20 protein-coding genes and 2 pseudogenes are annotated in these 23845 nt (G+C 71.2%); 5 read left to right on the top strand and 17 right to left on the bottom strand.

Annotation, left to right across the window (positions count from 1 at the left end; all coding sequences use genetic code 11):
• Positions 1 to 49: 49 nt before the first annotated feature.
• The 3 genes from smc to MAA44156_RS04455 all read right to left on the bottom strand — a co-directional run bounded on the left by smc (position 50) and on the right by MAA44156_RS04455 (position 4545).
• Positions 50 to 3640, bottom strand: coding sequence for a chromosome segregation protein SMC (smc, locus tag MAA44156_RS04465; protein WP_011725669.1), 3591 nt, complete (start codon positions 3638 to 3640; stop codon positions 50 to 52).
• Between the two features lie 199 nt (positions 3641 to 3839).
• Positions 3840 to 4133, bottom strand: coding sequence for an acylphosphatase (locus tag MAA44156_RS04460; protein ID WP_003875053.1), 294 nt, complete (start codon positions 4131 to 4133; stop codon positions 3840 to 3842).
• On the bottom strand, positions 4120 to 4545 hold the full coding sequence (locus MAA44156_RS04455; protein WP_009978188.1) for an OsmC family protein: 426 nt from the start codon (positions 4543 to 4545) through the stop codon (positions 4120 to 4122). The genes MAA44156_RS04460 and MAA44156_RS04455 overlap by 14 nt, the downstream gene beginning before the upstream one ends.
• 52 nt (positions 4546 to 4597) lie before the next feature.
• Here MAA44156_RS04455 and MAA44156_RS04450 point away from each other — a divergent pair, with 52 nt between their 5' ends.
• Positions 4598 to 5374 carry a PIG-L deacetylase family protein gene (locus MAA44156_RS04450; RefSeq protein WP_003875051.1) on the top strand — a complete coding sequence of 259 codons (777 nt, stop codon included), beginning with the start codon at positions 4598 to 4600 and terminating at the stop codon, positions 5372 to 5374.
• A 6-nt stretch (positions 5375 to 5380) separates the two neighbouring features.
• Here MAA44156_RS04450 and mutM read toward each other — a convergent pair whose 3' ends face one another.
• The 5 genes from mutM to MAA44156_RS04425 all read right to left on the bottom strand — a co-directional run bounded on the left by mutM (position 5381) and on the right by MAA44156_RS04425 (position 9489).
• Entirely contained in the window at positions 5381 to 6232 is an 852-nt protein-coding gene (mutM, locus tag MAA44156_RS04445; RefSeq protein WP_009978189.1) for a DNA-formamidopyrimidine glycosylase, read from the bottom strand.
• 20 nt (positions 6233 to 6252) lie between these two features.
• Positions 6253 to 6966 carry a ribonuclease III gene (gene rnc / locus MAA44156_RS04440; protein ID WP_009978190.1) on the bottom strand — a complete coding sequence of 238 codons (714 nt, stop codon included), beginning with the start codon at positions 6964 to 6966 and terminating at the stop codon, positions 6253 to 6255.
• On the bottom strand, positions 6963 to 7556 hold the full coding sequence (locus tag MAA44156_RS04435; protein ID WP_179143985.1) for a YceD family protein: 594 nt from the start codon (positions 7554 to 7556) through the stop codon (positions 6963 to 6965). The genes rnc and MAA44156_RS04435 overlap by 4 nt, the downstream gene beginning before the upstream one ends.
• 62 nt (positions 7557 to 7618) lie before the next feature.
• Complete coding sequence (gene sepIVA / locus MAA44156_RS04430; RefSeq protein ID WP_009978193.1) at positions 7619 to 8356, bottom strand: cell division protein SepIVA; 738 nt, start codon at positions 8354 to 8356, stop codon at positions 7619 to 7621.
• A 152-nt stretch (positions 8357 to 8508) separates the two neighbouring features.
• On the bottom strand, positions 8509 to 9489 hold the full coding sequence (locus tag MAA44156_RS04425; protein ID WP_227974621.1) for a hypothetical protein: 981 nt from the start codon (positions 9487 to 9489) through the stop codon (positions 8509 to 8511).
• 189 nt (positions 9490 to 9678) lie between these two features.
• On the opposite strand from MAA44156_RS04425, the gene MAA44156_RS04420 reads away from it, so the two are divergent.
• Positions 9679 to 10842: a permease gene (locus MAA44156_RS04420; RefSeq protein ID WP_009978196.1), complete on the top strand. Its 1164-nt coding sequence runs from the start codon at positions 9679 to 9681 to the stop codon at positions 10840 to 10842.
• Between the two features lie 41 nt (positions 10843 to 10883).
• Here MAA44156_RS04420 and MAA44156_RS04415 read toward each other — a convergent pair whose 3' ends face one another.
• Positions 10884 to 12593, bottom strand: a complete 1710-nt coding sequence (locus MAA44156_RS04415) for a thiamine pyrophosphate-requiring protein (protein ID WP_009978197.1) — start codon at positions 12591 to 12593, stop codon at positions 10884 to 10886.
• Between the two features lie 298 nt (positions 12594 to 12891).
• On the opposite strand from MAA44156_RS04415, the pseudogene MAA44156_RS04410 reads away from it, so the two are divergent.
• Positions 12892 to 14136, top strand: a pseudogene (locus tag MAA44156_RS04410) (HNH endonuclease signature motif containing protein).
• Between the two features lie 60 nt (positions 14137 to 14196).
• Here MAA44156_RS04410 and coaD read toward each other — a convergent pair.
• From coaD to MAA44156_RS04385, 5 genes are all read right to left on the bottom strand, one after another.
• Entirely contained in the window at positions 14197 to 14679 is a 483-nt protein-coding gene (coaD, locus tag MAA44156_RS04405; RefSeq protein ID WP_003875043.1) for a pantetheine-phosphate adenylyltransferase, read from the bottom strand.
• 121 nt (positions 14680 to 14800) lie between these two features.
• Positions 14801 to 15355: a 16S rRNA (guanine(966)-N(2))-methyltransferase RsmD gene (gene rsmD, locus MAA44156_RS04400; RefSeq protein ID WP_033726158.1), complete on the bottom strand. Its 555-nt coding sequence runs from the start codon at positions 15353 to 15355 to the stop codon at positions 14801 to 14803.
• Positions 15356 to 15365: 10 nt separating this feature from the next.
• Complete coding sequence (locus MAA44156_RS04395) at positions 15366 to 16001, bottom strand: vitamin K epoxide reductase family protein (protein WP_009978200.1); 636 nt, start codon at positions 15999 to 16001, stop codon at positions 15366 to 15368.
• A complete protein-coding gene (locus tag MAA44156_RS04390; RefSeq protein ID WP_003875040.1) occupies positions 15998 to 16765 on the bottom strand; it encodes a DsbA family protein in 768 nt (255 codons plus the stop codon). Before MAA44156_RS04390 ends, MAA44156_RS04395 begins: the two co-directional genes overlap by 4 nt.
• A 95-nt stretch (positions 16766 to 16860) precedes the next feature.
• Entirely contained in the window at positions 16861 to 17982 is a 1122-nt protein-coding gene (locus MAA44156_RS04385; protein WP_009978201.1) for an alpha/beta hydrolase, read from the bottom strand.
• A gap of 111 nt (positions 17983 to 18093) precedes the next feature.
• On the opposite strand from MAA44156_RS04385, the pseudogene MAA44156_RS23715 reads away from it, so the two are divergent.
• Positions 18094 to 18309 (top strand): annotated as a pseudogene (locus MAA44156_RS23715) (aldo/keto reductase); the annotation flags it as partial.
• Positions 18310 to 18314: 5 nt separating this feature from the next.
• Complete coding sequence (locus MAA44156_RS04380; protein ID WP_162096997.1) at positions 18315 to 19160, top strand: aldo/keto reductase; 846 nt, start codon at positions 18315 to 18317, stop codon at positions 19158 to 19160.
• A 3-nt stretch (positions 19161 to 19163) separates the two neighbouring features.
• On the opposite strand, the gene MAA44156_RS04375 is transcribed toward MAA44156_RS04380, so the two are convergent.
• Genes MAA44156_RS04375 through MAA44156_RS04365 form a run of 3 tightly spaced genes read right to left on the bottom strand, consistent with a single transcriptional unit; the run spans position 19164 to position 23823 of the window.
• On the bottom strand, positions 19164 to 19880 hold the full coding sequence (locus MAA44156_RS04375) for an HNH endonuclease family protein (protein ID WP_009978203.1): 717 nt from the start codon (positions 19878 to 19880) through the stop codon (positions 19164 to 19166).
• The gene (gene recG, locus MAA44156_RS04370; protein ID WP_011725694.1) at positions 19877 to 22093 is read right to left on the bottom strand and encodes an ATP-dependent DNA helicase RecG; all 2217 of its coding nucleotides are present in this window, start codon (positions 22091 to 22093) and stop codon (positions 19877 to 19879) included. Before recG ends, MAA44156_RS04375 begins: the two co-directional genes overlap by 4 nt.
• Before the next feature lie 2 nt (positions 22094 to 22095).
• Entirely contained in the window at positions 22096 to 23823 is a 1728-nt protein-coding gene (locus MAA44156_RS04365; protein WP_011725695.1) for a DAK2 domain-containing protein, read from the bottom strand.
• Positions 23824 to 23845: the final 22 nt, after the last annotated feature.

Below are 23845 nucleotides of genomic sequence, written 5' to 3'. Positions count from 1 at the left end.
GACCCGTGCGCCCGGCCACCGGGCCTCGACCGCCCGCCATCCGCGCTGCTCAGGTGGTGACCAGCTGGTCCACCTGCTGACCGCGCATCCGCTGCGAGATCACCGCGGTGATGCCGTCGCCCTGCATGGTGACGCCGTAGAGTGCGTCGGCGACCTCCATGGTCGGCTTCTGGTGCGTGATGATGATCAGCTGCGAGCGCGCCCGCAGCAGCTCGAACAGGCTGATCAGCCGCCGCAGGTTGGTGTCGTCGAGGGCGGCCTCGACCTCGTCCATGATGTAGAACGGCGACGGGCGGGCCCGGAAGATGGCCACCAGCATGGCCACCGCGGTCAGCGCCTTCTCGCCGCCGGACAGCAGCGAGAGCCGGGTGATCTTCTTGCCCGGCGGGCGGGCCTCCACCTCGATGCCCGTGGTCAGCATGTTGCTCGGATCGGTCAGCCGCAGCCGGCCCTCGCCGCCGGGGAACAGCACGCCGAACACGTCGGAGAATTCCCGTTCGACGTCGGTGTAGGCCTCACTGAACACCTGCAGGATGCGGGCGTCGACCTCGTCCACCACGCCGAGCAGGTCCTTGCGGGCGGCCTTGACGTCCTCGAGCTGGGTGGACAGGAAGTTGTAGCGCTCCTCGAGCGCCGCGAACTCCTCCAGCGCCAGCGGGTTGACCCGACCCAGCTCGGCCAGCTCCCGCTCGGCCCGCTTGGCCCGCCGCTCCTGGGTGGGCCGGTCGAAAGGAATCGGTGCGGGCGCGAAGACCTGTTCGCCGCGCTCCTTGGCCTGCTCGTATTCGGCCATCTCCAGCTCGCTGGGCGGCAGCGCGATGTGCGGGCCGTACTCGGCGATCAGATCGGCCGGCGCCATGCCGAACTGCTCGAGCACCATCTGCTCGAGCTGCTCGATGCGCAGCGCCGCCTGGGCGTTGGCCACCTCGTCGCGGTGCAGCGAGTCGGTCAGGGCGGCCACCCGGGCGCTCAGCGCGTTCACCTCGTCGCGCACCGCCGTCATCGCCGTGGCGCGCTGCTGGCGTTCGGCGGCCAGCGCGTCGCGGATCCGCGACGCGGCGGCCACCACCGCGTTCAACCGCGTTGCTAGCAACCGCCCCGAATCGGCCACCGCCGCCGCGACCGCCGCGGCGCGCAGCCGCGCCTCGCGGGCCTGCTGGGCGCGCACCCGGGCCTCCCGTTCGGCGGCGGCGGCCCGGCGCAGCGAATCCGCCCGCCCGCGCACCGCGTTGGCCCGCTCTTCGGCGGTGCGCACCGCGAGCCGGGCCTCCACCTCGGCGCTGCGCGCGGCGTCGGTGGCCGCGGCGATCTGCTGGCGGTTCACCGGTTCCGCGGCCGGCTCCTGCGGGGTTTCCTGCGCGTTGCGCAGCCGGTTTTCCAGCTCGGTGACCTCGGCGACGGTCTGGGTGCGGCCCGCCTCGAGCTCCTCGCGCTGGCGCAGCAACCGGCTCCACTCGTCCTCGGAGGTCCGGGCTTCCTGCCCCAGCCGGCCCAGCTGCTCGTACATCCCGGAGATCGCGCTGTCGGACTCGTTCAGCGCGGCCAGCGCCTGCTCGGCCGAATCCTGCCGGGCGGCCTGTTCGGCCAGCGCGCCGGACAGCGCCGCACTGAGCTGGGCCACCTGGGCCTCGGCCGCGGCCAGCTCCGCGCTGGCCTTGTCGATCTCCGAGGTCACCTCCAGCGTGGACAGTTTTCGGTCGGAGCCGCCGCTCACCCAGCCGGCGCCCACCAGGTCGCCGTCGAGCGTGACCGCTCGCAACCGGGGGTGCTCCGCCACCAGCGCCAGCGCCCGGTCCAGGTCGTCGACCACCGCGACGCCGGAGAGCATGGCCGTGATCGCCCCGCGCAGCCGCTCGGGCGCGTCGATGAGGTCGAGCGCCCACAGCGCGCCCGCCGGGGCCGGCTGCGGTGCGGGCGGATCGGCGGGCCAGTCGCCCAGCACCAGCGCGGCCCGTCCACCGTCGGCCTGCTTGAGCGCACCCAGCGCCGAGCGGGCCGCGCCCAGCCCGTCGGCGGCCAGCGCGTCGGCCGCCGAGCCCAGCACCGCGGCCACCGCGGCTTCGTAGCCGGAGCGGACCTTGACCAGCTTGGCCATCGGTCCCAAAATCCCTGCGCCGGAATGGTTTTCGGTCAGCCAGGCGGTGCCGTCCTTGCGCTCGAGCCCCACCGCCAGCGCGTCGATGCGGGCCCGCAGCGAGGCCACCTTGCGTTCGGCGTCACGCTCGGCGGCCTGCAGTTCGGCCACCCGCTCGTCGGCCAGACGCAGCGCGGCGACGGTGCGCTCGTGGTGCTCGTCGAGGCCCACCTCGCCCTGGTCGAGCTCGCCGACCCGGCCCTGCACGGTTTCGAACTCCGCCTTGGCCTGCTGCGCGCGGGCGGCGGCCGCCTCGATGCGCTCGGACAGCCGCGCCACGCTGTCGTCGATCGACTCGACGCGGGCGCGCATCGTCTCGACCTGACCGGCCAGCCGGGCCAGTCCCTCGCGCCGGTCGGCCTCGGCCCGCACCGCCGCCATGTGCGCCCGATCGGCCTCGGCGGCTTCGCGTTCCCGCTCGGCGAGTTCGGCGCGCGCGGTTTCCAGCCGGCTGCGCGCCGCGGCCAGCTCGGCCAGCAGCTGCTGCTCGGCGGCCGCGACCCGCTCGGCCTCGGCGTCCAGCGCGTCGGGGTCGGTGTCGCCGGCAGTCACCGGCCCCAGGTCGAGGTGCTGGGCCCGCTCGCTGGCGATGCGGACCGTCGCCGCCACCCGTTCGGCCAGGGCGGACAGCGCGAACCAGGTCTGCTGGACCGACTCGGCCCGGCCGGACAGCTCGCCGAGCGCCTTCTCGTGCGCGGCGAGCTCCTCGGAGGCCACCGCCAGCCGCGCCGAGGCCTCGTCGTGCTCGCGGCGCATGGCGGCCTCGGCCTCGAAGATGGCCTCGCGCTCGCCCCGCCGGTTGACCAGGTCGTCGGCGGCCAGCCGCAGCCGGGCGTCGCGCAGATCGGCCTGGATGGTCTGCGCGCGACGGGCCACCTCGGCCTGACGGCCCAGCGGTTTGAGCTGGCGGCGCAGCTCGGTGGTCAGGTCGGTGAGCCGGGCCAGGTTGGCCGACATCGCGTCGAGTTTGCGCAGCGCCTTTTCCTTGCGCTTGCGGTGCTTGAGCACCCCCGCGGCTTCCTCGATGAACGCGCGACGGTCCTCGGGCCGCGACTGCAGGATCTCGTCGAGCTTGCCCTGCCCGACGATGACGTGCATCTCCCGGCCGATCCCGGAGTCGCTGAGCAGCTCCTGCACGTCCATCAAACGGCAACTGCTGCCGTTGATTTCGTACTCGCTGGCGCCGTCGCGGAACATCCGCCGGGTGATCGACACCTCGGAGTACTCGATGGGCAACGCGTTGTCGGAGTTGTCGATGGTGACGGTGACCTCGGCGCGGCCCAGCGGCGCGCGCGAGCTGGTCCCGGCGAAGATGACGTCTTCCATCTTGCCGCCGCGCAGCGTCTTGGCCCCCTGCTCGCCCATCACCCAGGCCAGCGCGTCGACGACGTTGGACTTGCCCGAGCCGTTGGGCCCGACGACCGCGGTGATGCCCGGCTCGAAACGCAGAGTCGTCGGCGAGGCAAAGGACTTGAAGCCCTTCAGCGTCAGACTCTTGAGGTACACGGCCAGCCAGACTACCGCTCAAATCGGCCCGCACCGCCGCAGCGCGGGGTGTCGGCCGGCTCGAAATCGGGCGGCGTTCCGCACATTCGACGCACTGGTCACAATGGTCACATCAGCCACCGCTTGGGTGCACGCTCGCCCTCCGAAACGCGCTGGTGCCGGCGCTAGCAGGGTTTCGAACTCGGCCGGGCGCGGAGCCTCAGCGCTCGACGAATCCCTCGAACCGCTCCTGCGGCGCCGACCAGTCGGCGACCACCTTGTCCACCCGCCCGGGCCGCGACGGCCACGTCGTGCCGCCCCGCAGCAGCTCCAGCAACTTCTCGCCGGCCGGCCGCGGCCCCTGGGCGACCACCAGCACCCGCCCGTCGGGCTGGTTGGCCGCGTAGCCGGTCAGCCCCAATTCCAGCGCCCGGCACCGCGTCCACCAGCGAAAACCCACGCCCTGGACGTGCCCGTGCACCCAGGCGGTGAGCCGGGCGTCAGGCTCCGGCATGGCCGGCCCCGGCGGCGATCTCGAAGTTGACCGTGGTGCCCGAGGTGAGCGTGCGCCCGACCGTGCACACCTGGTCGACGGCCCGGTGGACCACCAGCAGCAGGCGCTGCCTGTCCTCGTCGCTCAACCCCGACAGGTCCAGCTCCAGCGTCTCCTCGAGCAGTGGATAGCGCTCCTGCTCGCGGTCGGCGGCGCCGGAGACCCGGATGACCGCCCGGTAGTCGTCGCCCAGCCGACGGGCCAGCGGGGCATCGCTGGCCATCCCGCTGCAGGCCGCCAGCGCGATCTTGAGCAGCTCGCCGGGGGTGAACACGCCGTCGACGTCCTCGGAGCCGATCAGCACCCGGGCTCCGCGCGAGCTGTGTCCCGTGTAGCGGCGAGTTCCGGTGCGCTCCACCCAAAGTTCGGCCATGGCTCTTTTCTACCGGGCACCCGCCCGGCCACGCACGGGCATACTGCTGTGCATGGCCACCGTCGTCGCGTTCCACGCCCACCCGGACGACGAGGTCGTGCTCACCGGCGGCACCATCGCGCGGGCGGTGGCGGCCGGACACCGCGTCGTCGTGGTGACGGCCACCGACGGGCGGGTGCACAACGAGGACACCGACCACCGGCTCGACGAATTACGTTCGAGCGCAAGGATTCTCGGTGCACAGCGGGTGGAATGCCTCGGCTACGCCGACAGCGGCTACGGCCCGCTGTTCTACCCGGACCCGCCGGGGCGCACCCGGTTCGGGCGGGCCGACCTCGACGAGGCGGCCGGAAAGCTGGCCGGCATCCTCCGCGACGAGCATGCCGACCTGCTGCTCAGCTACCAGGCCAACGGCGGTTACGGCCACCGCGATCACGTCCGGGTGCATCACGTCGGCAAGCGGGCCGCCGAACTCGCCGCCGTCCCGCGGGTGCTCGAGGTGACGATGCCGCGCGAAATGCTGTTGCGCATCAGCGATCTGGCGCACCTGCTGCGGCTTCCCGGGCCGTACGAAGCCGACATCGTCGGCAGCGCGTACGCCCCGCGGGCCGCGATCACCCATCGCATCAACGTCTTTCGCTTCGCCCGCCAGAAGCGGGATGCCTTCGCCGCGCACCGATCCCAGATCGGGCGTTCCGGCCCGGCCGCCCGGCTGTTCGGGCTGCTGCTGCGACTGCCGCCGCAGGTGTTCGGCGCGCTGTTCAGCCACGAATGGTTCGTGGACCCGGCGTTGCCGACGGGCACCGTGCGCCGCGATATCTTCGACTGATCGTCCTCAAAGCCGCGGGCGCGGTTGGCATTTCGGGCAGTAGAACGACGAGCGGTTCATGAACTTCTCCCGGCGCATCACCGCGCCGCAGCGCCGGCAGCTTTCGCCCTCCCGGCCGTAGGCGTCCAGCGATCGGTCGAAGTACCCGGATTCGCCGTTGACGTTGACGTACAGCGAATCGAACGAGGTCCCGCCCTTGGCCAGCGCGTCACGCATCACGTCGGCGGCCGCGTCGAGCACGGCGGTCAACTGCTTGCGGGTCAGCGCGTCGGCGATCCGCGCCCCGTGCACCTTGGCCCGCCACAGCGCCTCGTCGGCATAGATGTTGCCGATGCCCGACACCACCTGCTGATCGAGCAGTTGGCGCTTGATTTCGGAGTGCTTGCGCCGCAAGACTTTTACGACGGCGTCGGCGTCGAAGCGGGGATCGAGCGGGTCGCGCGCCAGGTGCGCGACGGGTTCGGGCACCACGCTGCCGTCCACCTCGAGAAGGTCGGCGAGCATCCAGCCGCCGAAGGTGCGTTGGTCGGCGAAGCTGAGCACGGTGCCGTCGTCGAGCAGTGCCGAGATGCGGACGTGCTCGGCGCGCGGCACCGCGCCGAGCAGCATCTGCCCGCTCATGCCCAGGTGCACCACCAGCGCGGTATCGCGGCCGTCCAGCAGCAGCCACAGGTACTTGCCGCGCCGGTCGGTGCCGGTGATCCGCGCGCCCAGCAGCCGGGCGGTGAGGTCGGCGGGGCCGGCTTCGTGGCGGCGCACCGCGCGGGGGTGGTGCACCCGCACCGCGCCGATCGTCTTGCCCACCACGTGCGAGTGCAGGCCGCGGCGCACCACCTCGACTTCGGGCAGTTCGGGCATCGATCCGGGGCGGGCGCCGGCTAGGCGGACGTCTGCGCGGCGGGGTCGAGCACGTCGAGCGCCTTCCAGGTCGCCGCCGCGGCCTTCTGCTCGGCCTCCTTCTTGGAGCGGCCCACCCCGGTCCCGTATTCGGTGTCGGCGACGACGACGACCGCGGTGAACTCCTTGTCGTGATCGGGGCCGGTGGAGGTGACCAGGTAGGACGGGGCGCCCATGCCGCGCGCCGCGGTCAGCTCCTGCAGGCTGGTCTTCCAGTCCAGCCCGGCCCCCAGCGTGGGCGCGGCGTCGAGCAGCGCGCCGAACAACCGGAGGATCACCTCGCGCGCGGTGTCGATGCCGTGCTGCAGGTAGATCGCGCCCAGCAGCGACTCCATGCCGTCGGCCAGGATGCTCGACTTGTCCGCGCCGCCGGTGTTGGCCTCCCCGCGCCCCAGCAGCAGATGCGCCCCCAGGCCGCCGTCGCACAGCTTGCGGGCGACGTCGGCCAGCGCCTGGGTGTTGACCACGCTGGCCCGCAGCTTGGCCAGGTCTCCCTCGGTGCGGTCGGGGTGGCGGTGGTAGAGCGCGTCGGTGATGGTCAGGCCCAGCACGGCGTCGCCCAGGAATTCCAGCCGCTCGTTGGTGGGCAGCCCGCCGTGTTCGTAGGCGTAGCTGCGATGCGTCAGGGCCAACGACAGCAGCTCGTCGGGCAGCTCGACCCCGAGGGCGTCGAGCAGCGGCTGCCGTGAGCTCACCGCTCGTCCCGGGCTTCGTCGGAGGCGAACATGCCCGCCAGCTTCGCCCAGCGCGGGTCGATGCGGTCGTGCTGATGGCCGGGCTCGGCAGCCAGCGACACGCCGCATTCCGGGCACAGCCCCGGGCAGTCCGGCCGGCACACGGGCGAGAAGGGCAGCTCGAGGCCCACCGCGTCGATGATGGACTGCTCGAGGTCGACGGTGTCGTCGACGATGTGGCCGACCTCGTCCTCCTCGGTGGTCGCTTCGGTGGTGCTGTCCGGGTAGGCGAACAGTTCGGTCAGCCGCACCCGCACCTCGCCGTCCAGTGCGGTCAGGCAGCGCGCGCATTCGCCGACGGTGGGCCCGGTCACCGAGCCGGTCACCAGGACGCCCTCGGACACCGACTGGACCTGCAGGTCCAGATCCAGCGGGGCTCCCGCCTCGATCGCGATCATGTCCAGCCCGATGCGCGCCGGGCTGGGCACGGTCGTGCGCAGGGTGACCATCGCCCCGGGCCGCCGCCCCAGCCGGGTGATGTCGAACGTCATCGGGGAGGCTGGCCGGGGCGCTGCGCCGCGGACCGACGATGTGCTGTGCTGCCGCGTCATATCAGAAATCCTACGGCGCCGACCGCACAATTCCAGGGCGCGTCCGCCCCGCCAGGGTGGTGCTACCGCACCGCGTAGTCGTGCGTGCCGGCCGCCGTCCGCAGCTGGTGACGGCCGCGGCCCACCGAGCGCAGCGTGCCGTTGAGGAATTCCTCGAACTCGGCGAGCTTGTTGTCGACGTAGATATCGCATTCGCCGCGCAGCCGGTCGGCCTCGGCGTGCGCCGAGTCGATGAGCCGGGTGGCCTCGGCGTGGGCGGCCTCCACCACGCTGTTCTGCGACACCAGGCGTTGCTGTTCCTTGATGCCCTCCTGGACGGCCTTCTCGTAGGAGATGTTGCCGTTCTCCAGCAGCCGGTCGGCCTCGGCCTGGGCCCGGCTGACGCTGGCCTCGTACTCGCGCTTGGCGGCGGTGGCGATGCGGACCGCCTCCTCCCGGGCCTCGGCGACCATCCGCTCGCTGTGCTGACGCGCTTCGCTGACCATCCGGTCGGCCTGGGCCTTGGCGTCGGAGAGCACCCGGTCGGCCTCGGCGCGGGCGTGGTTGAGCATCGACTCGGACTCGGTGGTCGCCGAGGACACCATGGATTCGGCGTGCGTCTTGGCGTCGGACAGCATCGAGTCCCGCGCGTCCAGCACGTCCTGGGCGTCGTCCAGCTCGCCCGGGATGGCGTCCTTGATGTCGTCGATCAGCTCCAGCACGTCGCCGCGGGGCACCACGCAACCGGCCGTCATCGGGACGCCACGGGCTTCTTCGACGATCGCGCTCAATTCGTCCAGCGCTTCAAACACTCGATACACGGCCGTACCCTCCTGGCGTCTGCAAAGATCCTGTTGTTACCAGTGTGCCTGGTGTTGTCTCTGTGACAGCGGTGGCGACGCCGGTGTGTCGGGGATTTGCCCGTTCGGCACCCGTTAAACGCCGGAACGCACCCGCTTCTTTGCCGGCGATTCTATGTTCGGCGGGTCAGGAGTGAACTCCGCGGCGGGCAGTGGCTCTCGAGAGCCCTCACTTCGGTCACTAGCTGGCCGGCGATGGTGGCGTAGTCGTTTCGGCGCCGTTGCTGCCGCGGATCCTGCCAGTCGGCCGGATCGGCCCTTGCCTCCCGGACCACCGCTGTAGCCCGAGCCGACAGGGCGGCGGCGCTGCGGAGGCCCGGAGCGACGTCGCCGCCCGACAATGCCGCGTAACGGTCGAGTTGCTCGCTCCACAACTGGTAGTCGGCCAGGGTCGGTCCGCCGCTGTTCGCCGGAATGAACGCGGGGTCGAGCATATCGGGATGCGAGGCAACGAAGCGCGCCATGTCGTTGGCGGTGCGGCAGTCCGGCGACTGCCGGTGAGCCAGGTAGACCGCCGCCAGCGCCCCGGTCGTCACCAGCACCACGGCGGTCAATAACGCCACCGTCGTGCGCCAGCGCGGTGAGGCGGGTTCGGTGCGCGGCGCCGCGCGCAGGGCTGCCGCCGCGCCCGGCAAGCGCTGTGAGGCGTCCTGCAACAGGATGATTCGCCGTTCGACTCGCCGGGCAACGAGCCAGCCGCGAACCCCGGTAACCGCGAGGAACGCGGCGACCACGCCTTTCAGCGCCATGCGCCCGGGACCGTCGGCGTTGGTGGCTGTCAGCGCCAGCCAGCTGACCGTCAGCAGGCCGTAGCTGACGGCGATGCGGTTCGGAGTCGACCGGCCGAAGCCGAGCCGGAGGTGGGCGATGCGGATCGCCGCCACCAGAACGGCCGCCGACGCGGGGACGTCGCCGCGCACGCTCGCCGCGATCGCCTGCGCCCGCTCGGCGCGGTCGAGGCCGCGCGTCGCGGCCACGTACTCGTGTGACGCCCGCCGGCCGACGATTACCGCCTGCTGGGCGAACAGGGCGCTGACGCCCACCAGGAAGACCAGCCGCCACGGCCAGGCCATCCCGGCCATCAGGTCAGGCATGAGAAGAGGGGCCAACAGCCCGAACGTGACGGCGGCGACGCAGCAGTGCACCAGCCACCGCTGCCACCGCGGCGCCCCGAGAAGTCGGATCCACACGGGGTGGAGTCTGACAAACGCGTCGCCGATCCGCCTCACTTATACCCTCCCGGGGTATACTACGCCGGGAGGGTCAGCGCAGGAGGAATCGCCATGACGACGGTACTGTCGGCGGTCGGGCACGCCCTGGCCGTCGCCGGGTCGATGACCTGGGAAATCCTGTGGGCGCTGATTCTGGGGTTCGCCCTGTCGGCGGTGGTGCAGGCGGTGGTGCGCCGGACCACCATCGTGGCCCTGATGGGCGACGCGCGCCCGCGCACGCTTGCGGTGTCGGCGGGACTGGGCGCGGCCTCGTCGTCGTGCTCGTACGCCGCGGTGGCGTTGGCCCGTGCGCTGTTCCGCAAGGGCGCCGACTTCACCGCCGCGATGGCCTTCGAGATCGGTTCCACCAACCTGGTGGTGGAGTTGGGCATCATCCTGGCGCTGCTGATGGGATGGCAGTTCACCGCCGCCGAGTTCGTCGGCGGGCCGTTGATGATCGTAGTGCTGGCGCTGCTGTTCCGGCTGTTCGTGCGCCCGCGGCTGGTCGACGCCGCCCGCGCGCAGGCGCAGCGCGGCATCGCCGGGTCGATGGAAGGCCATGCCGCCATGGACATGTCGGTGGCCGGCGACGGCCCGTTCTGGCGACGGCTGCTCTCCCCCGCCGGCTTCACCGCGGTGTCGCACGTGTTCGTGATGGAGTGGCTGGCGATCCTGCGCGACCTGGTGCTGGGCTTGCTGATCGCCGGCGCGGTCGCGGCGTGGGTGCCCGAAAAGTTTTGGCAGAGCTTCTTTTTGGTGGACCACCCCGGCTGGTCGGTGCTGTGGGGACCGATCGTGGGCCCGCTGGTGGCGATCGTGTCGTTCGTGTGCTCGATCGGCAATGTGCCGCTGGCCGCGGTGTTGTGGAACGGCGGCATCAGCTTCGGCGGCGTGATCGCGTTTATCTACGCCGACCTGCTGATCCTGCCGATCCTGAACATCTACCGCAAGTACTACGGCACCCGGATGATGCTGACCCTGCTGGGCACGTTCTACGCCGCGATGGTCGCCGCCGGGTATCTCGTCGAATTGATCTTCGGCACAAGCGGTCTCATTCCGGCCGAGCGCGCCGCGACGGTGGCCGAGGCGTCCGTCTCGTGGAATTACACCACCTGGCTCAACGTGGCCTTCCTGGTGCTCGCGCTGGTCCTGATCGTTCGGTTCGTCCGCACGAACGGGCTGGCGATGGTGCGGATGATGGGCGGCTCCCCCGACCCCGCCGAGCATCGGCACTGAGTGCTTCAGCCGTGCCGGGCCGCTTCCCGGGCCGGGCGTCCCTAGGTTTGCGGCAGCCGTACGTCGAGCACCGCGCACCGGCCCTGGCCCGCCTCGTCCAGCGCCCACCCGATGGCCTCGCGCATCTGCGCCGGGGTGTGCACGTCGCGTCCGCTGCCCCCGCAGGCCCGGGCCAGCACGGCATAGTCGGTCTCCGGGGTCAGCCGAGTTTCGGGAAAGTCATTGTCGCGCACGGAGATTCCCTGCGGGTACAGCTCCGTCACCGGTGTCTTGGAGGCCAGGTAGGAGTGGTTGTTCAACACGACGGTCACGAACGGCGCGCCGTAGCGATGCGCGGACCACAGCGCAGCGGTGGGCACTCCGAAGTTGAACGAACCGTCGCCGCAGATCGCGACGACGGGTGCGTGCGGCCGGGCCAGTTTGATCCCGAAGGCGCCGCCCAGCGCCCAGCCCAAAGCCGGTGCGCCGGTGTCGAAGAGCTGCCCGGGCGGCCGCCGCACCTGGCGGGCCACCGCGGGCCGGTTGGTCACGGCCTCCTGGACGACGACAGCGTCGTCGGGCAGCGCGCCGCCGAGCGCGGCCAGCATCGCGTCGGGGGCATCGGCGTCGCTGTCGGACTCGGCCCGGCGCGCCGCTTCCCGGCGGCGTTGCGCCACTTGGGATTCCACCGCGCCGCGGCGGGTGCTCCACTTTTCGCGCAGCTCGTCGTTGGCCAGCCGCAGCAGGGTCTGCTCGAGCAGCAGCAGCGCGACCCGGGTGTCGGCGGTCAACGCGATTTCGACCGGGTAGGACCACAGCGGCATGCTCGGCTTGACCGGGTCGGCGTCGATCTGCACCACCCGGGCCGTCGCGGGCGGGGCCAACTGTGCGGGCACCCACGGCACTTCGCTGTCCAGCAGCAGCACCGTGTCGGCGTCCTGCAGCGGGGCCGCGTCGCCGGTGACGTGCAGCGGATGCCCGGGCGGCAGGTTGGCGCGGTCGCCCTGGTCGATCACCGGCGCTCCGAGGATCTCGGCGATGCGGGCCAGCACGGTCGCGGCGGCGGGGTCGGCGGCGGTGCGGGCGGTGACGATGACCACCCGCTGCCCGGCGACCAGGATCCCGGCCAGCCGGCCCAGCGCGGCGGGGTCGGGGCCGGGCGGAACGGCCGGCGGCAGCCGTCGCTGCAACGCCCGGCCGCCGGGCTCCATCAGGGCTTCGCGCGGCAGCATGACGTAGGCCGGTCCGGGCGGGCTGGACTGGGCGACCTGGAATGCCCGGCGGACGATGGGGGCCAGCTCACGCCCGCGCGGAACCTCCATGTGCCACTTGGCGTAATTGCGCATCACGGCGGGCTGGTCGAGTTGTTCCTGCTGCCAATGGATGTGGGTGTCGCGGTGGCCGCGGACGTCGGGCGCCGAGCTGTAGGGGGTGCGCCCGGCGAATACCACCACCGGGGTTCCGTTGCGCTGCGCGTTGTGCAGCTGGCAGCCCAGGTTCAGCGTCCCGGCGTCGACGTGCACCATGACCGCCTGCGGCCGGGCGCTGGCCATGTGGTGGCCGATGGCTGCCGCCAGGGCGACGCTTTCGTGCACGCACAGCACCGCCCGCGGGCTGGGCGTACCGGCGGCGCGCGCCGCCGCGAGCGCTTCCTGGATGGGCGCCGAGTCGGTTCCGGGGTTGATGAAGAAGTCCGCGACTCCCTCGTCGGCCAGGAGCGCGATCAGGTCCGCCGCCGCCTCGGGTCCGTCGAGTGGATTGTCTAGCGTCATGGCTGCCGTTCTCCTATCGACGTCGCCGACCTCGCAAATCCCCCTCGTGTCTCGGATGAGATCTTCAAGATACGTTCCGCGTCGGCGTTGTTGATCCTTTTTCGACGGGGCTCGGCGGTGCGGGGTCGAAGCCAACGGGTACCCCGGCAGCGGCCGGCTACTCCATACGGTGGTTGCCATGTCAAGGAGCTTGCCGCTTAACGGTTTCGATGTTGGATGGCGGGCTTTCGCGGGGCGGTCGGGCACCGCCGCGGTTTGACGGCCGAAACTTGTCGGACCCCGCTGTCATGATGTTGTCATGTCCTCGAGCGTGCTGGCAGCTGAGGTGGAGGTGCGTCCTTGCGATCGGTTGGCGGTGCTGTTTGACGAGTTGGCGGAGTTGACCGGGCAGCGTAATGCAATTGATGGGCGCATCGTGGAGATCGTCGCGCAGATCGAGCGCGAGCAGCTGTGGGGAGCCACCGGGGCGCGGTCTCTTGGCGCGCTGGTGGCCTGGAAGACGGGCTGCTCACCGGGCAATGCCGAGACGATCGCGGCCGTGGCCCGCCGGCTGGACTCGTTTCCCCGCTGCGCGGCCGGTCTGCGGGAGGGCCGGTTGTCGCTGGACCAGCTCGGAGTCATCGCGCAGCGTGCCGGGGAGGGATCCGATGAGCATTACGCGCAGCTGGCCGCGGTGGCCACGGTCAACCAGCTGCGCACCGCGGTCAAGCTGGAACCGCGGCCCCAACCCGAGGCCAAGCCGGCACCGCAGCCCGGCCTCACCAAGACCTCCGACGAGGAGCTCAGCTGCTGGCGGATCACGCTCGACCGCCTCGATGCCGCCACATTCGACGCCGCCCTGGCCGCGCACCGCGAAGCGCTGATCGCCGAATGGAAACGCGACCACAACCACCGGGCCGGCGAGCAGGTCCGGCCGTTGCCGGGCACGCTGGAGGCGTTTATCCGCCTGATCGAAACCGGCTGGGACGCCGAGGCGCACCGCCGCCCCCACGGCCACCACACCACCGTGGTGGTCCACCTCGACGCCGCCCAACGCGTCGCCGGCCTGCATTTGGGCCCGCTGCTAAGCGACGCCGAGCGCCGCTATCTGACCTGTGATGCCACCTGCGAGGTGTGGGTCGAACGCGACGGCCAACCCATCGGTGCGGGCCGCTCGACCCGGGTGATCAACCGGCGGCTACGCCGCGCCCTCGAACACCGCCACCGCGGCTGCGCGATCCCCGGCTGTGGCGCCACCCGCGGACTGCACGCCCACCACCTGCGGCACTAGGAAGACGGCGGCCCCACCGAACTGTCCAACCTGGTCCTGGTCTGCCCCTATCACCACCGCGCCCACCACCGCGGCGAGATCACCATCACCGGCCCCGCCGACACCCTCCTCGTCACCGACAGCTCCGGGCGCCACCTGAAACCAGGATCACTGGCCCGCAAACCGACCAGACCCCCACCCGCCGTCCCACCCTGTCCCGGACCCCTCGGCCAACGCGCCGACTGGTGGTGGTACGACCCCTTCCAACCCCAACCACCACCGGCGACGAATTAGGCGCGTAGCGTCTAACCGAAACCCTTGCGGGCCAATGCTTTACGTGTCGACCGAGCCGATTCAGGAACGCCCGGAAAGCTTTTCGCGCAAGCGGCGGTTGACCGGTTCGGGCAGCAGCTCCGACACGTCACCGCCGAGCATGGCGACCTCCTTGGCCAGCGACGACGACACGAACGAATAGCGCGGCGCGGTCGCGACGAAAAACGTGTCCACACCGGCGATGTGCTTGTTCATCTGCGCCATCTGCAGCTCGTATTCGAAGTCGGTGCCGGTGCGCAGGCCCTTGACGATGGCGGTCATGCCGCGCGACCTGACGAAGTCGACCACCAGCCCCTGTCCGGCCTCTACCCGCAGGTTGCTCAGATGCGTGGTCGATTCCTCGATCATCGCGATCCGCTCGTCGAGGTCGAACATGCCCTTCTTGGCGGGGTTGGTCAGGATCGCGACCACCACCTCGTCGAATTGGGCCGACGCGCGCTCGAAGACGTCGACGTGGCCCAGCGTCACCGGGTCGAACGACCCGGGGCACACGGCGCCGGTCATGCGGGCCGTCCCGGCCTGGCGGGAGAGTTCGCAGCGGCGCCCATGACGCGCGCCGACGACGAGGCAGAGCGAAAGCGATGCTGAGGAGCGGCGCCCATGACGAACGACGGTACACGCCCGCTCACAGCCGCTCGGCCAGCTCCAAACGAGTGTCGCCGTATACCCGTTGCGGCCAACCGGACCAGCCGGCGGGCCAGCTCAGCGGCGCGCTGCCGGCGGGGCGCTCCACCACCGCGACGCTGCCCGCGCGCACCCAGCCGTGCGCGGCCAGCGCCGCCAGCACGGCGTCGACCCCGGCGGCGCCGACGTCGTAGGGCGGATCGGCGAGCACCAGATCGACCGCGGTCGCGGCGCCGCCGGCCAGCACGGCCGCGACCGCGCCGCGGCGCAGCGTCGCACCGGGCAGCCCCAGGGTGTCGATGTTGCGGGCGATCACCGCCGCGGCGCGCGGGTCGGACTCGACGAACAGCGCGGTCGCTGCGCCGCGGGAGAGCGCCTCCAGACCCAGGGCGCCCGAACCGGCATAGAGGTCCAGCACCGCCAGGCCGGTCAGCTCGCGGCGCGCGGCCAGGATGTTGAACAGCGATTCGCGGACCCGGTCGGTGGTGGGCCGGGTGCCCCGGGGCGGCACGGCGAGGCGGCGCCCCCCGGCCACGCCGCCGATGATCCGGGTCATCCGCGCGCCCCTACAGCAGCGTCGACCAATAGTCCCAGAACCGGACCATGATCAGCAGAAACACCGCGGTGAACCACAGCGCGACGATCGACCACCGCCACTGGAACAGCAGCCAGCCCGGGCCGGACCGGCGGTCCCCCAGCGCGGGGCGGTAGGCGATCGAGGCGACCACCACCAGCAGCGCGATGGTCACCACCCACACCACCATGCAATACGGGCACAGCGCGCCGATGCGATACAGGCTCTGGAAGATCAGCCAGTGCACGAACACCGCGCCGACCACCAGACCCGCCGTCAGTCCCATCCAATACCATTGCGGCAGAACAACTTTCGTCACCGCCAGCAGGCCGGTGACCACCACCACGGTGAACGCCACCAGGCCGAGCAGCGGGTTGGGGAAGCCCAGCAGCGACGCCTGCGGCGTGATCATCACCGACCCGCAGGACAGGATCGGGTTGATGTTGCAGGACGGCACATACGCCGGGTCGAGCAGGATGTCGATCTTCTCCAGCGTCAGCGTCACCGACGCGACCAGGCCGATCACCCCGGCGACCAGCACCGACCAGGCGCTCAGCGCCGGCACCGCCGGCCCGGCCGGCGAATCCGGGGTCAGGCCGGTCGCTTCCGTCGCCACCGCACCGGTCACATGGCGGCCGGCGCGACCGCGCCGTCCAGCCCCGGGATGTCGCCCACGATCTCCTTGATCTTGCCGACCAGGGCATCGGGCGTGGACGGGTCGTAGTCCTCGCCGTTGATCTTGATCGTCGGCGTGGCGCGGATCTTGGCGGCCGCCGCCTCGCCGGTGACCTTGGCGATGTACTTGCCGCTGTTGATGCAGTCCGGAACCTTGCCCACCACGCCGGATTCGCGGGCGAGCTCGATCAGCCGCGCGTTGTCCGGGAACGTCTTGCCGGTCTCGCTGGGCTGGATGGCGGTGCTGAACAAAGCGGTGTGGAACCGCCGGAACGCGTCCAGGGACTCGTCGGCGACGCACAGCGCCGCGGCGCCGGCCCGCGACGAATAGTTCTGGTTTCGCGGGCTGTCGAGGATCGACACCATGGAGTAGTCGGCCGCGATGGCGCCGAGGTCGATCAGCTTGGACACCGTGGGGCCGAAGGTGCGCTCGAAGTTGCCGCAGGCCGGGCACAGGAAGTCCTCGTACAGGGTCACGACGGCCTTGGGGTTGCTGCTGCCGGGCTGGGTGATCAGCTTGCTCGACGTCACCCGCACCGTGTCGCCGGCGCCGGTGGGCCCGGCCTTCTTGTGGTGCGAGGTCACGATGTAGAAGACCAGGGCGACGGCGAAGATGACGACGAACGCGGTGCCGCCGATCTGGACGAGTCGCCCGGACTTACCGCCGGAGGCCGACTTCATGTCGAATCGCGGGGGACGTTTGGGGTTGTCGGCCACGGGTTCCCTGATCTTTCGTCACTCGAGTTGTCGGTCTGCCGACAAAGCGATCGGACAAGGCGCCTCTAGATTACCGGCGCCGCCCGTCGCACGGATCAGACCCGGCTCAGGTGCGCGCGCAGCGCCGAGATCAACTCGCTGGTGGCCACCATGCTGTCGCCGCCGAGCTGGAACAGGTTGGCGAAGCCGTGCGTCAGCGAACCCAGGTACCGCAGGTCCACCGGGGTGCCGGCGGCGCGCAGCGCCTCGGCGTAGCTCTGGCCCTCGTCGCGCAGCGGGTCGAAGCCGGCCACCGCGATCAGCGCCGGGGCCAGGCCGGCCAGCGATTCGGCCAGCGCCGGCGACACCCGCGGGTCCGTCCGGTCCAGCCCCGAGTTCCGCAGATACTGCGATTCGAACCAGTCGATGTCGCGCTTGGTCAGCAGGAAGCCGCGGGAGAACAGGCTCAGCGACCGGGTCCGGGCGGTGAAGTCGGTGCGCGGGTAGATCAGCCACTGCAGCACCGGTGCCGGGCCGCCCGCGTCGCGGGCCAGCTGGCTGACGACGGCGGCCAGGTTGCCGCCGGCGCTGTCGCCGCCGACCGCCACTCGCCCGGGGGCCGCGCCCAGCTCGCCGGCGTGCTCATGCGCCCAGGTGAAGGCGGCGTACGCGTCGTCGATGGCGGCCGGCGCGGGATGCTCGGGCGCCAGCCGGTAGTCGATCGAGAGCACGTGGATGCCGGCGTCGCGGCAGGTCAGCCGGCACAGCGAGTCGTGGGTGTCCAGGTCGCCGATCGACCAGCCGCCGCCGTGGTAGAAGACCAGCAGCGGGGCCTGGGTCTCGCCGCCGGCGGGCCGATAGTGCCGCGCCGGGATGTCGCCGGCCGGGCCGGGCAGCGCCAGTTCGGCGACGTCGACGTGGATCTGCGGGCCGGGGAACCCCACCGTGGACTCGTGCATCTGGGCGCGGGACAGCTCGGGGTCGTCGTCGACCACCAGGCCGTCGATGCCGACGGCGCGCAGACCGGACAGCATCAGCTGCAGGGTCGGGTCGAGCGTGTTGCCGTCGATGATGACCGAGCGGCCGCGCACCAGGCCGCGGCGCACGGCGGTCGGGATCCACGGGATGACCTTGACCCCGACGCTGGTGACCGCGCCCTGGATGCGGTTGGTCAGCGGCATCGACCCGCGCTGCGCGCCGGGGTCGACGGGTGCGGTGTCGGTCAGCGGCTTGGTCATGGAGCTACTCCCCCTCGCACGAACGTGGTACCGCCCGACGACGAACGGTTGTTCACTGCCGCGTCGTCGCCGTCGTCACGGAGGCTAACTGTACGTGGTGGCCCGCCCAGTGCTGAAGGGCGCGGATGGACACCTGCCCAGGTCGTGGTGAGGAGACATTTGCTCACTCGGTAAGATCGTGATCCCAAAGTCGGTGAAGCCTTCACGGATTGCGAGCAACTTCGACGTGTTCGATTTCGATTTCGGCGCCGAAACGGCGTTGACCTCCTCGCGCGATGACGGCCCCCGGCTCGATGCACACGAACGTTTGACTTCACAGGCAGGTGAATGAATTGACTGGCGAGTCGGGCTCCGCCGCACCCTCGATTGCTCTCAACGACGAAAACACGATGCCGGTGCTGGGCCTCGGTGTCGCGGAGTTGTCGGATGACGAGACCGAACGCGCGGTGTCGGCGGCGCTGGAGGTCGGCTGCCGGCTCATCGACACCGCCGCGGCCTACGGCAACGAGGCCGCCGTCGGGCGCGCCATCGCCGCCTCGGGGATCCCGCGCGCCGAGCTGTTCGTCACCACCAAGCTGGCCACCTCCGACCAGGGCTTCAAAGGGGCCATGGACGCCTGCGAGGCCAGCCTGGAGCGGCTCGGGCTGGACTACGTCGACCTGTACCTGATTCACTGGCCGGCCCCCGCGCTGGGCACCTACGTGAACTCCTTCGGCGGCATGATCCAGTCCCGCGGCAACGGCCACGCCCGCTCGATCGGCGTCTCCAACTTCACCGAGGAGTACCTGACGACGGTCATCGACCTCACGTTCGTCACCCCGGCGGTCAACCAGATCGAGCTGCACCCGCTGCTCAACCAGGAAGCGCTGCGCAAGACCAACGCCGAGCACAACGTGGTCACCCAGTCCTATACGCCACTGGCGCTGGGCAAGCTGAACGACCACCCGACGGTGAACTCGGTGGCCGCCGAATACGGCAAGACCGCGTCGCAGGTGCTGCTGCGGTGGAACCTGCAGTTGGGCAACGCGGTGATCTTCCGGTCGGCCAACGCCGAGCACATCGCCAGCGACTTCGACGTATTCGACTTCGAGCTGGCCGCCGAGCACATGGACGCCATCAACGCGCTCAACGACGGCACCCGGCTGCGCCCGGACCCCGACACCTACGAGGGCTCCTAACCGCTACCCCGTGGGGCAGGTGGCCGCGGCCTGACGCAGCACACCGGTGGACGCCTGGTCCACCGGCAGAGCATAGCCGCGCAGCACCGCGATGAACTGCATGGCGTACTGGCAGTGGAACGCCGCGTTCGGCGGCATCCACTGCGCGGGCGCCGCATCGCCCTTGTCCTGGTTGGCCTGCCCGTCGACGGCCAGCAGGTTGGCCGGATCGTTGGCGAACCGCAGCCGCTCGGGCCCCGGCCACGCGTAGGCGCCCATGTCCCAGGCGTAGGCGAGCGGGACGATGTGGTCGATCTGGACGGACTCGCCGACCTTGGGGCCGCGCTGGAAGGCGATGGTCTTGTTGGTGTACGGGTCGTGCAGCGTGCCGGTGGCCACCGCGTCCGGACACCGCTTGACCGACACATACGTCTTGTCGACGAGATCGCGGTTGAGGATGTCGTCGCGGGTGTCACATCCGTTGTGCCCCATGGGCGCATCGTTGTCGTCGTCCCAGGCGTCGCCGAACGCCGAGCGCAGGTAGTCGTAGCGATGCTGGCGCACCGGCAGCACCGCGATGCCGGCCAGCACGTCGGTGCCCGGCTGCACGGTCGGAACGTCCGCGCGCGCAGCGTATTCGGCGGCATGCCGGGTCGAGGAGCCGACGGCCTGGTAGGCGACCAGCACGGCCAGCGCGGCGGCCGCGGCCAGCCACAGCAGCACCTTGCGGTTGACGTTCATGACTTGTCCAGGTATTCGATGCGGTCGGTGTCGGTGAATCGTGCGGCCAGCACCGACAATCCGGGGTCGAAGCGGTTACCGGCGTAAGCCTGGACGCAGAAGTCGCGGGCGGCCTCGATGTACTCCTGGTGGTCGGCCAGACTCAGCAGCCGCAGCGTGACCGCCCTGCCGGACTGGTTGCGGCCCAACACATCTCCCTCCCGTCGCTCCTTGAGGTCGAGGTCGGCCAGCGCGAAGCCGTCCATCGTCTCGGCCACCGCGGTCAGCCGCCGGCCGGCCGGCGAGTCCGGCGCGGCCCAGCTGGCGAACAGGCACAGGCTGGGATGCTCGCCGCGCCCGATCCGCCCGCGCAGCTGGTGCAGCTGGCTGATGCCGAACCGGTCGGCGTCCATCACCAGCATGACGGTGGCGTTGGGGACGTCCACGCCCACCTCGATCACGGTGGTACACACCAGCACATCGATGTCGCCGGCGCGGAACGCGGCCATCACGGCGTCCTTCTCCTCGGCCGAGAGCCGGCCGTGCATCAGTCCGAGCCGCAGCTGCGCCAGCTCCTGGGAGCGCAGCCGGGCGTAGAGCCCCTCGGCGGTTTCGGGCGCCTTGGCGTTCTGGTCCGCCGCCCCGTCGTCGTCGCTCTCGTCGATGCGCGCCGCCACCACGTAGGCCTGACGCCCGGCGGCCACCTCTTCGCCGATGCGCCGCCACGCCCGACCCAACCAGGCGGGCTTGTCCTTGACGAAGATGACGTTGCTGGTGATGGGCTGGCGCCCGCGCGGAAGTTCGCGCAGCGTCGAGGTTTCCAGGTCTCCGTACACGGTGAGCGCCACGGTGCGCGGTATCGGCGTCGCCGTCATCACCAGCAGATGCGGCGTCACCCCGGGACGGGCCTTGGCGCGCAACCGATCTCGCTGCTCGACACCGAAGCGGTGCTGTTCGTCGACCACCACCATGCCCAGGTTGTGGAACTCCACCGCGTCCTGCAGCAACGCGTGGGTACCGACGACGATCCCCACCTGGCCGCCGGCCACCTCGTCGCGCACCTGTTTCTTCTGCGCCGCGGTCATCGACCCGCTGAGCAACGCCAACCTTGTGGCGTTGTCAGCCCCACCCAGCTGGCCGGCCATCGCCAACGGGCCGAGCACGTCGCGGATCGACCGAAGATGTTGCGCAGCAAGCACTTCCGTCGGCGCCAGCAGCGCGCACTGGTAGCCGGCGTCGACCATCTGCAGCATCGCCAGCACCGAGACGATGGTCTTGCCGGAGCCCACCTCGCCCTGCAGCAGCCGATTCAGCGGCCGGGTCGACGCGAGCCCGTCGGACAGCACGTCCAGCACCTCCCGCTGTCCGGCGGTCAACTCGAAGGGCAAGCGCCGCAACAGTTCCGCGGCCAGCCCGTCCGGGCGGGGCGGGGCCGGCGGCCCGGATTCGGAGAGCTCGCCGTGCCGGCGGGCCACCAGCGCCCACTGCAAACCCACGGCCTCGTCGAAGGTCAGGCGCTCGCGTGCCCGCTGCCGGCGGGCCTCGCTCTCGGCGAGATGGATGTCGCGCAGCGCCTGGTCCTCGCACACCAGGTCGAATTTCGCGCGCAGCGGCTCGGGCAGCGGGTCGGGCACCGGGTCGAGCACGTCGAGCACCAGGCGCACGCACGAAAAGATGTCCCAGCTCTGCATTTTCGTGCTGGCCGGATAGATCGGGAAGAAGTGGCGTTCGTAGGCGTCCAGCACCTCTTCGCCGCTGGCGCCGGAGGCGTTGGCGATGTTCATCAGGGATCGGGTGCCCTTGTTGCGGCCGTCCGGGGAGTCGAGGATGAGGAAGGCCGGGTGCGTGAGCTGCATGACGTTCTTGAAGAAGCCCACCTCGCCGGAGAGCATCACCTTGGTGCCCTCGGTGAGGCCCTTTTTCAGGTAGTTCGCGTTGAAGAAGGTGGCGGTCACCTTGTTGCGGCCCGCACCCAGCGTGATGCGGTGGCACACCTTCTTCGGGGTTTTCTTCATCGGCCACGTCTTGGTTTCGGTGATCGTGTCGATGATGGTGATGTGCTCGCCGGCCGGCGGCCGCTCGTCGTCGGCGCCCCAGCGGCTCGCCCCCTCGGTGTAGCTGCGCGGGTAGTGGCGCAGCAGGTCGTCGACGGTGCGGATGCCGAACAACTCCTCGAGCTGTTCGGCGGCCTTGGCTCCCACCACGAAGTCCAGCCGGTCGGTCAGCGAGGCCATCGCTATTCGACCCCGATCAGCAGCACGTCGCCGTGGTGGCCGGTGCGGTAGGTGACCAGCTCGGTGCCCGGGTGATGGTCGTGCATGTGTTCTTCCAGGATGTCGACGACCGCGCCGGCATGAGCATCCGAGCCGTCGGCGTCGAGGCCGGCGCCCAGCAACACCGTCACCAGGTCGCCGCCCGAGGCCAGCAGCAGATCGAGCAGGCCGATCGCCGCCCCGACCGCGTCGGCGGCCACGATCAGCACCTCACCGCCGGCGATGCCCAGGCCGTCGCCGGGCCGGCAGCTCCCCGCCCAGGTCAACGCGGTCTCGGTGGCGATGCGCACCGAGCCGTGCCGCGCCGCCCCGGCGGCGCGGGCCATGGTGTAGCCGTCGTCGACGGCCTGCCGGCCGGTGTCGTGCACGGCCAGCGCGGCCAGCCCCTGCACCATCGACTCGGTCGGGATGGGCACCACGTCGATGCCCCAGCCGATGGCCGCGGTGCAGCCGGCGACCAGCTCCTCGGCGGCCACATAACCGTTGGGCAGCACCATCACCTGCGCGGCGCCGGTGTCGACGACGGCCCGCATCAGCTGGTGCGCGCTGATCGTGGTCACCGGGTCGGCCGCGGCCGGGTCACGCTGCAGCACGCAGGCGCCCTCACCGGAGAACAGGCCGGCCGCGCCGTCGCCGTCGACGACGGCCAGCACCGCGCGTTCCCGCGTCCAGCCGCCCGCGGGCAGCCCGGGGCCGCCGGAGCTCAACGCCGAGATCACGATGCGGCTGAGCCGTCCGGCCGCCAGCCCGGCTTCCACGGCGGCGCCGGCATCGTCGGTATGCACGTGCACCGAATAGGTGTGCTGGGCCGACGACGGCGCCGAGGCGATGCCGACCGAATCGCCCAGCTCGGTGAGCCGGTCGCGCAGCGCGTCGGCCGCCGCGGGCGCGCAGTCGTCCAGCCGGTACATCACCTCGAACTGCGGCGCCGGGCGGGGCGCGGCGGCCTCCGGTGCGGCCGTCCGCGGCGCGAGCCGGTAGACGGTGCGGGCCGGCGCCTGCCCGGTGATGGTGGTGCGCAGGGCGTCCAGCAGCACCAGCAGCCCCCGCCCGCCTGCGTCCACGGCGCCGGCGTCGGCCAGCACGTCGAGCTGCTCGGGCGTCTTCTCCAGGGCGATCACCGCCGCGTCGCCGGCGGCGATGACCGCCGCGGTGACTCCCTCGCCGGCCCGTGCGCACTGCGCCACGGCGGTGGCGGCCGCGCGCAGCACCGAGACGATGGTCCCCGGGATCTCCTCACCACCCATCGAGGCGATGACCAGCTCCACGCCGCGCTGCAGCGCCGCACCCAGCACGGCCGCCTCGATGTGCGCCAGCTGACCGCCGGCCCGGGCGGCGGCCGTCGCGGTGACGTCGGCGACGCCGCGCAGGATCTGCGACAGGATCACCCCGGAGTTGCCGCGGGCGCCGTTCAGCGCGCCGGTGGACAGCGCCGCGGCGGCCCGGGCGACGCAGCCGGGGCCGCCGGCCGCCTGCAGCTCGGCCAGCGCCGAGCGCATGGTGAACAGCATGTTGGCGCCGGTGTCGGAGTCGGCGACGGGGAAGACGTTGAGCCGGTTGATCTCGTCGATGTGGGTGATCAGGTCACTGACGGCGGTGTGCGCCCAGTCCCGCAGGGCCGCCGCGTCCAGCGGACGATCGTGCGAGGTCCACGAACTGCCCAGGGTTACCCACCTCCTCTGCGCCGCCACCCGGTGGGCGCCAGCGTAGCCC

This window comes from Mycobacterium avium subsp. avium (genome assembly GCF_009741445.1).
GTDB lineage: Bacteria > Actinomycetota > Actinomycetes > Mycobacteriales > Mycobacteriaceae > Mycobacterium > Mycobacterium avium.
The sequence above is the reverse complement of the archived record's forward strand: the minus strand, read 5'-3'. Positions and strand labels throughout refer to the sequence as shown.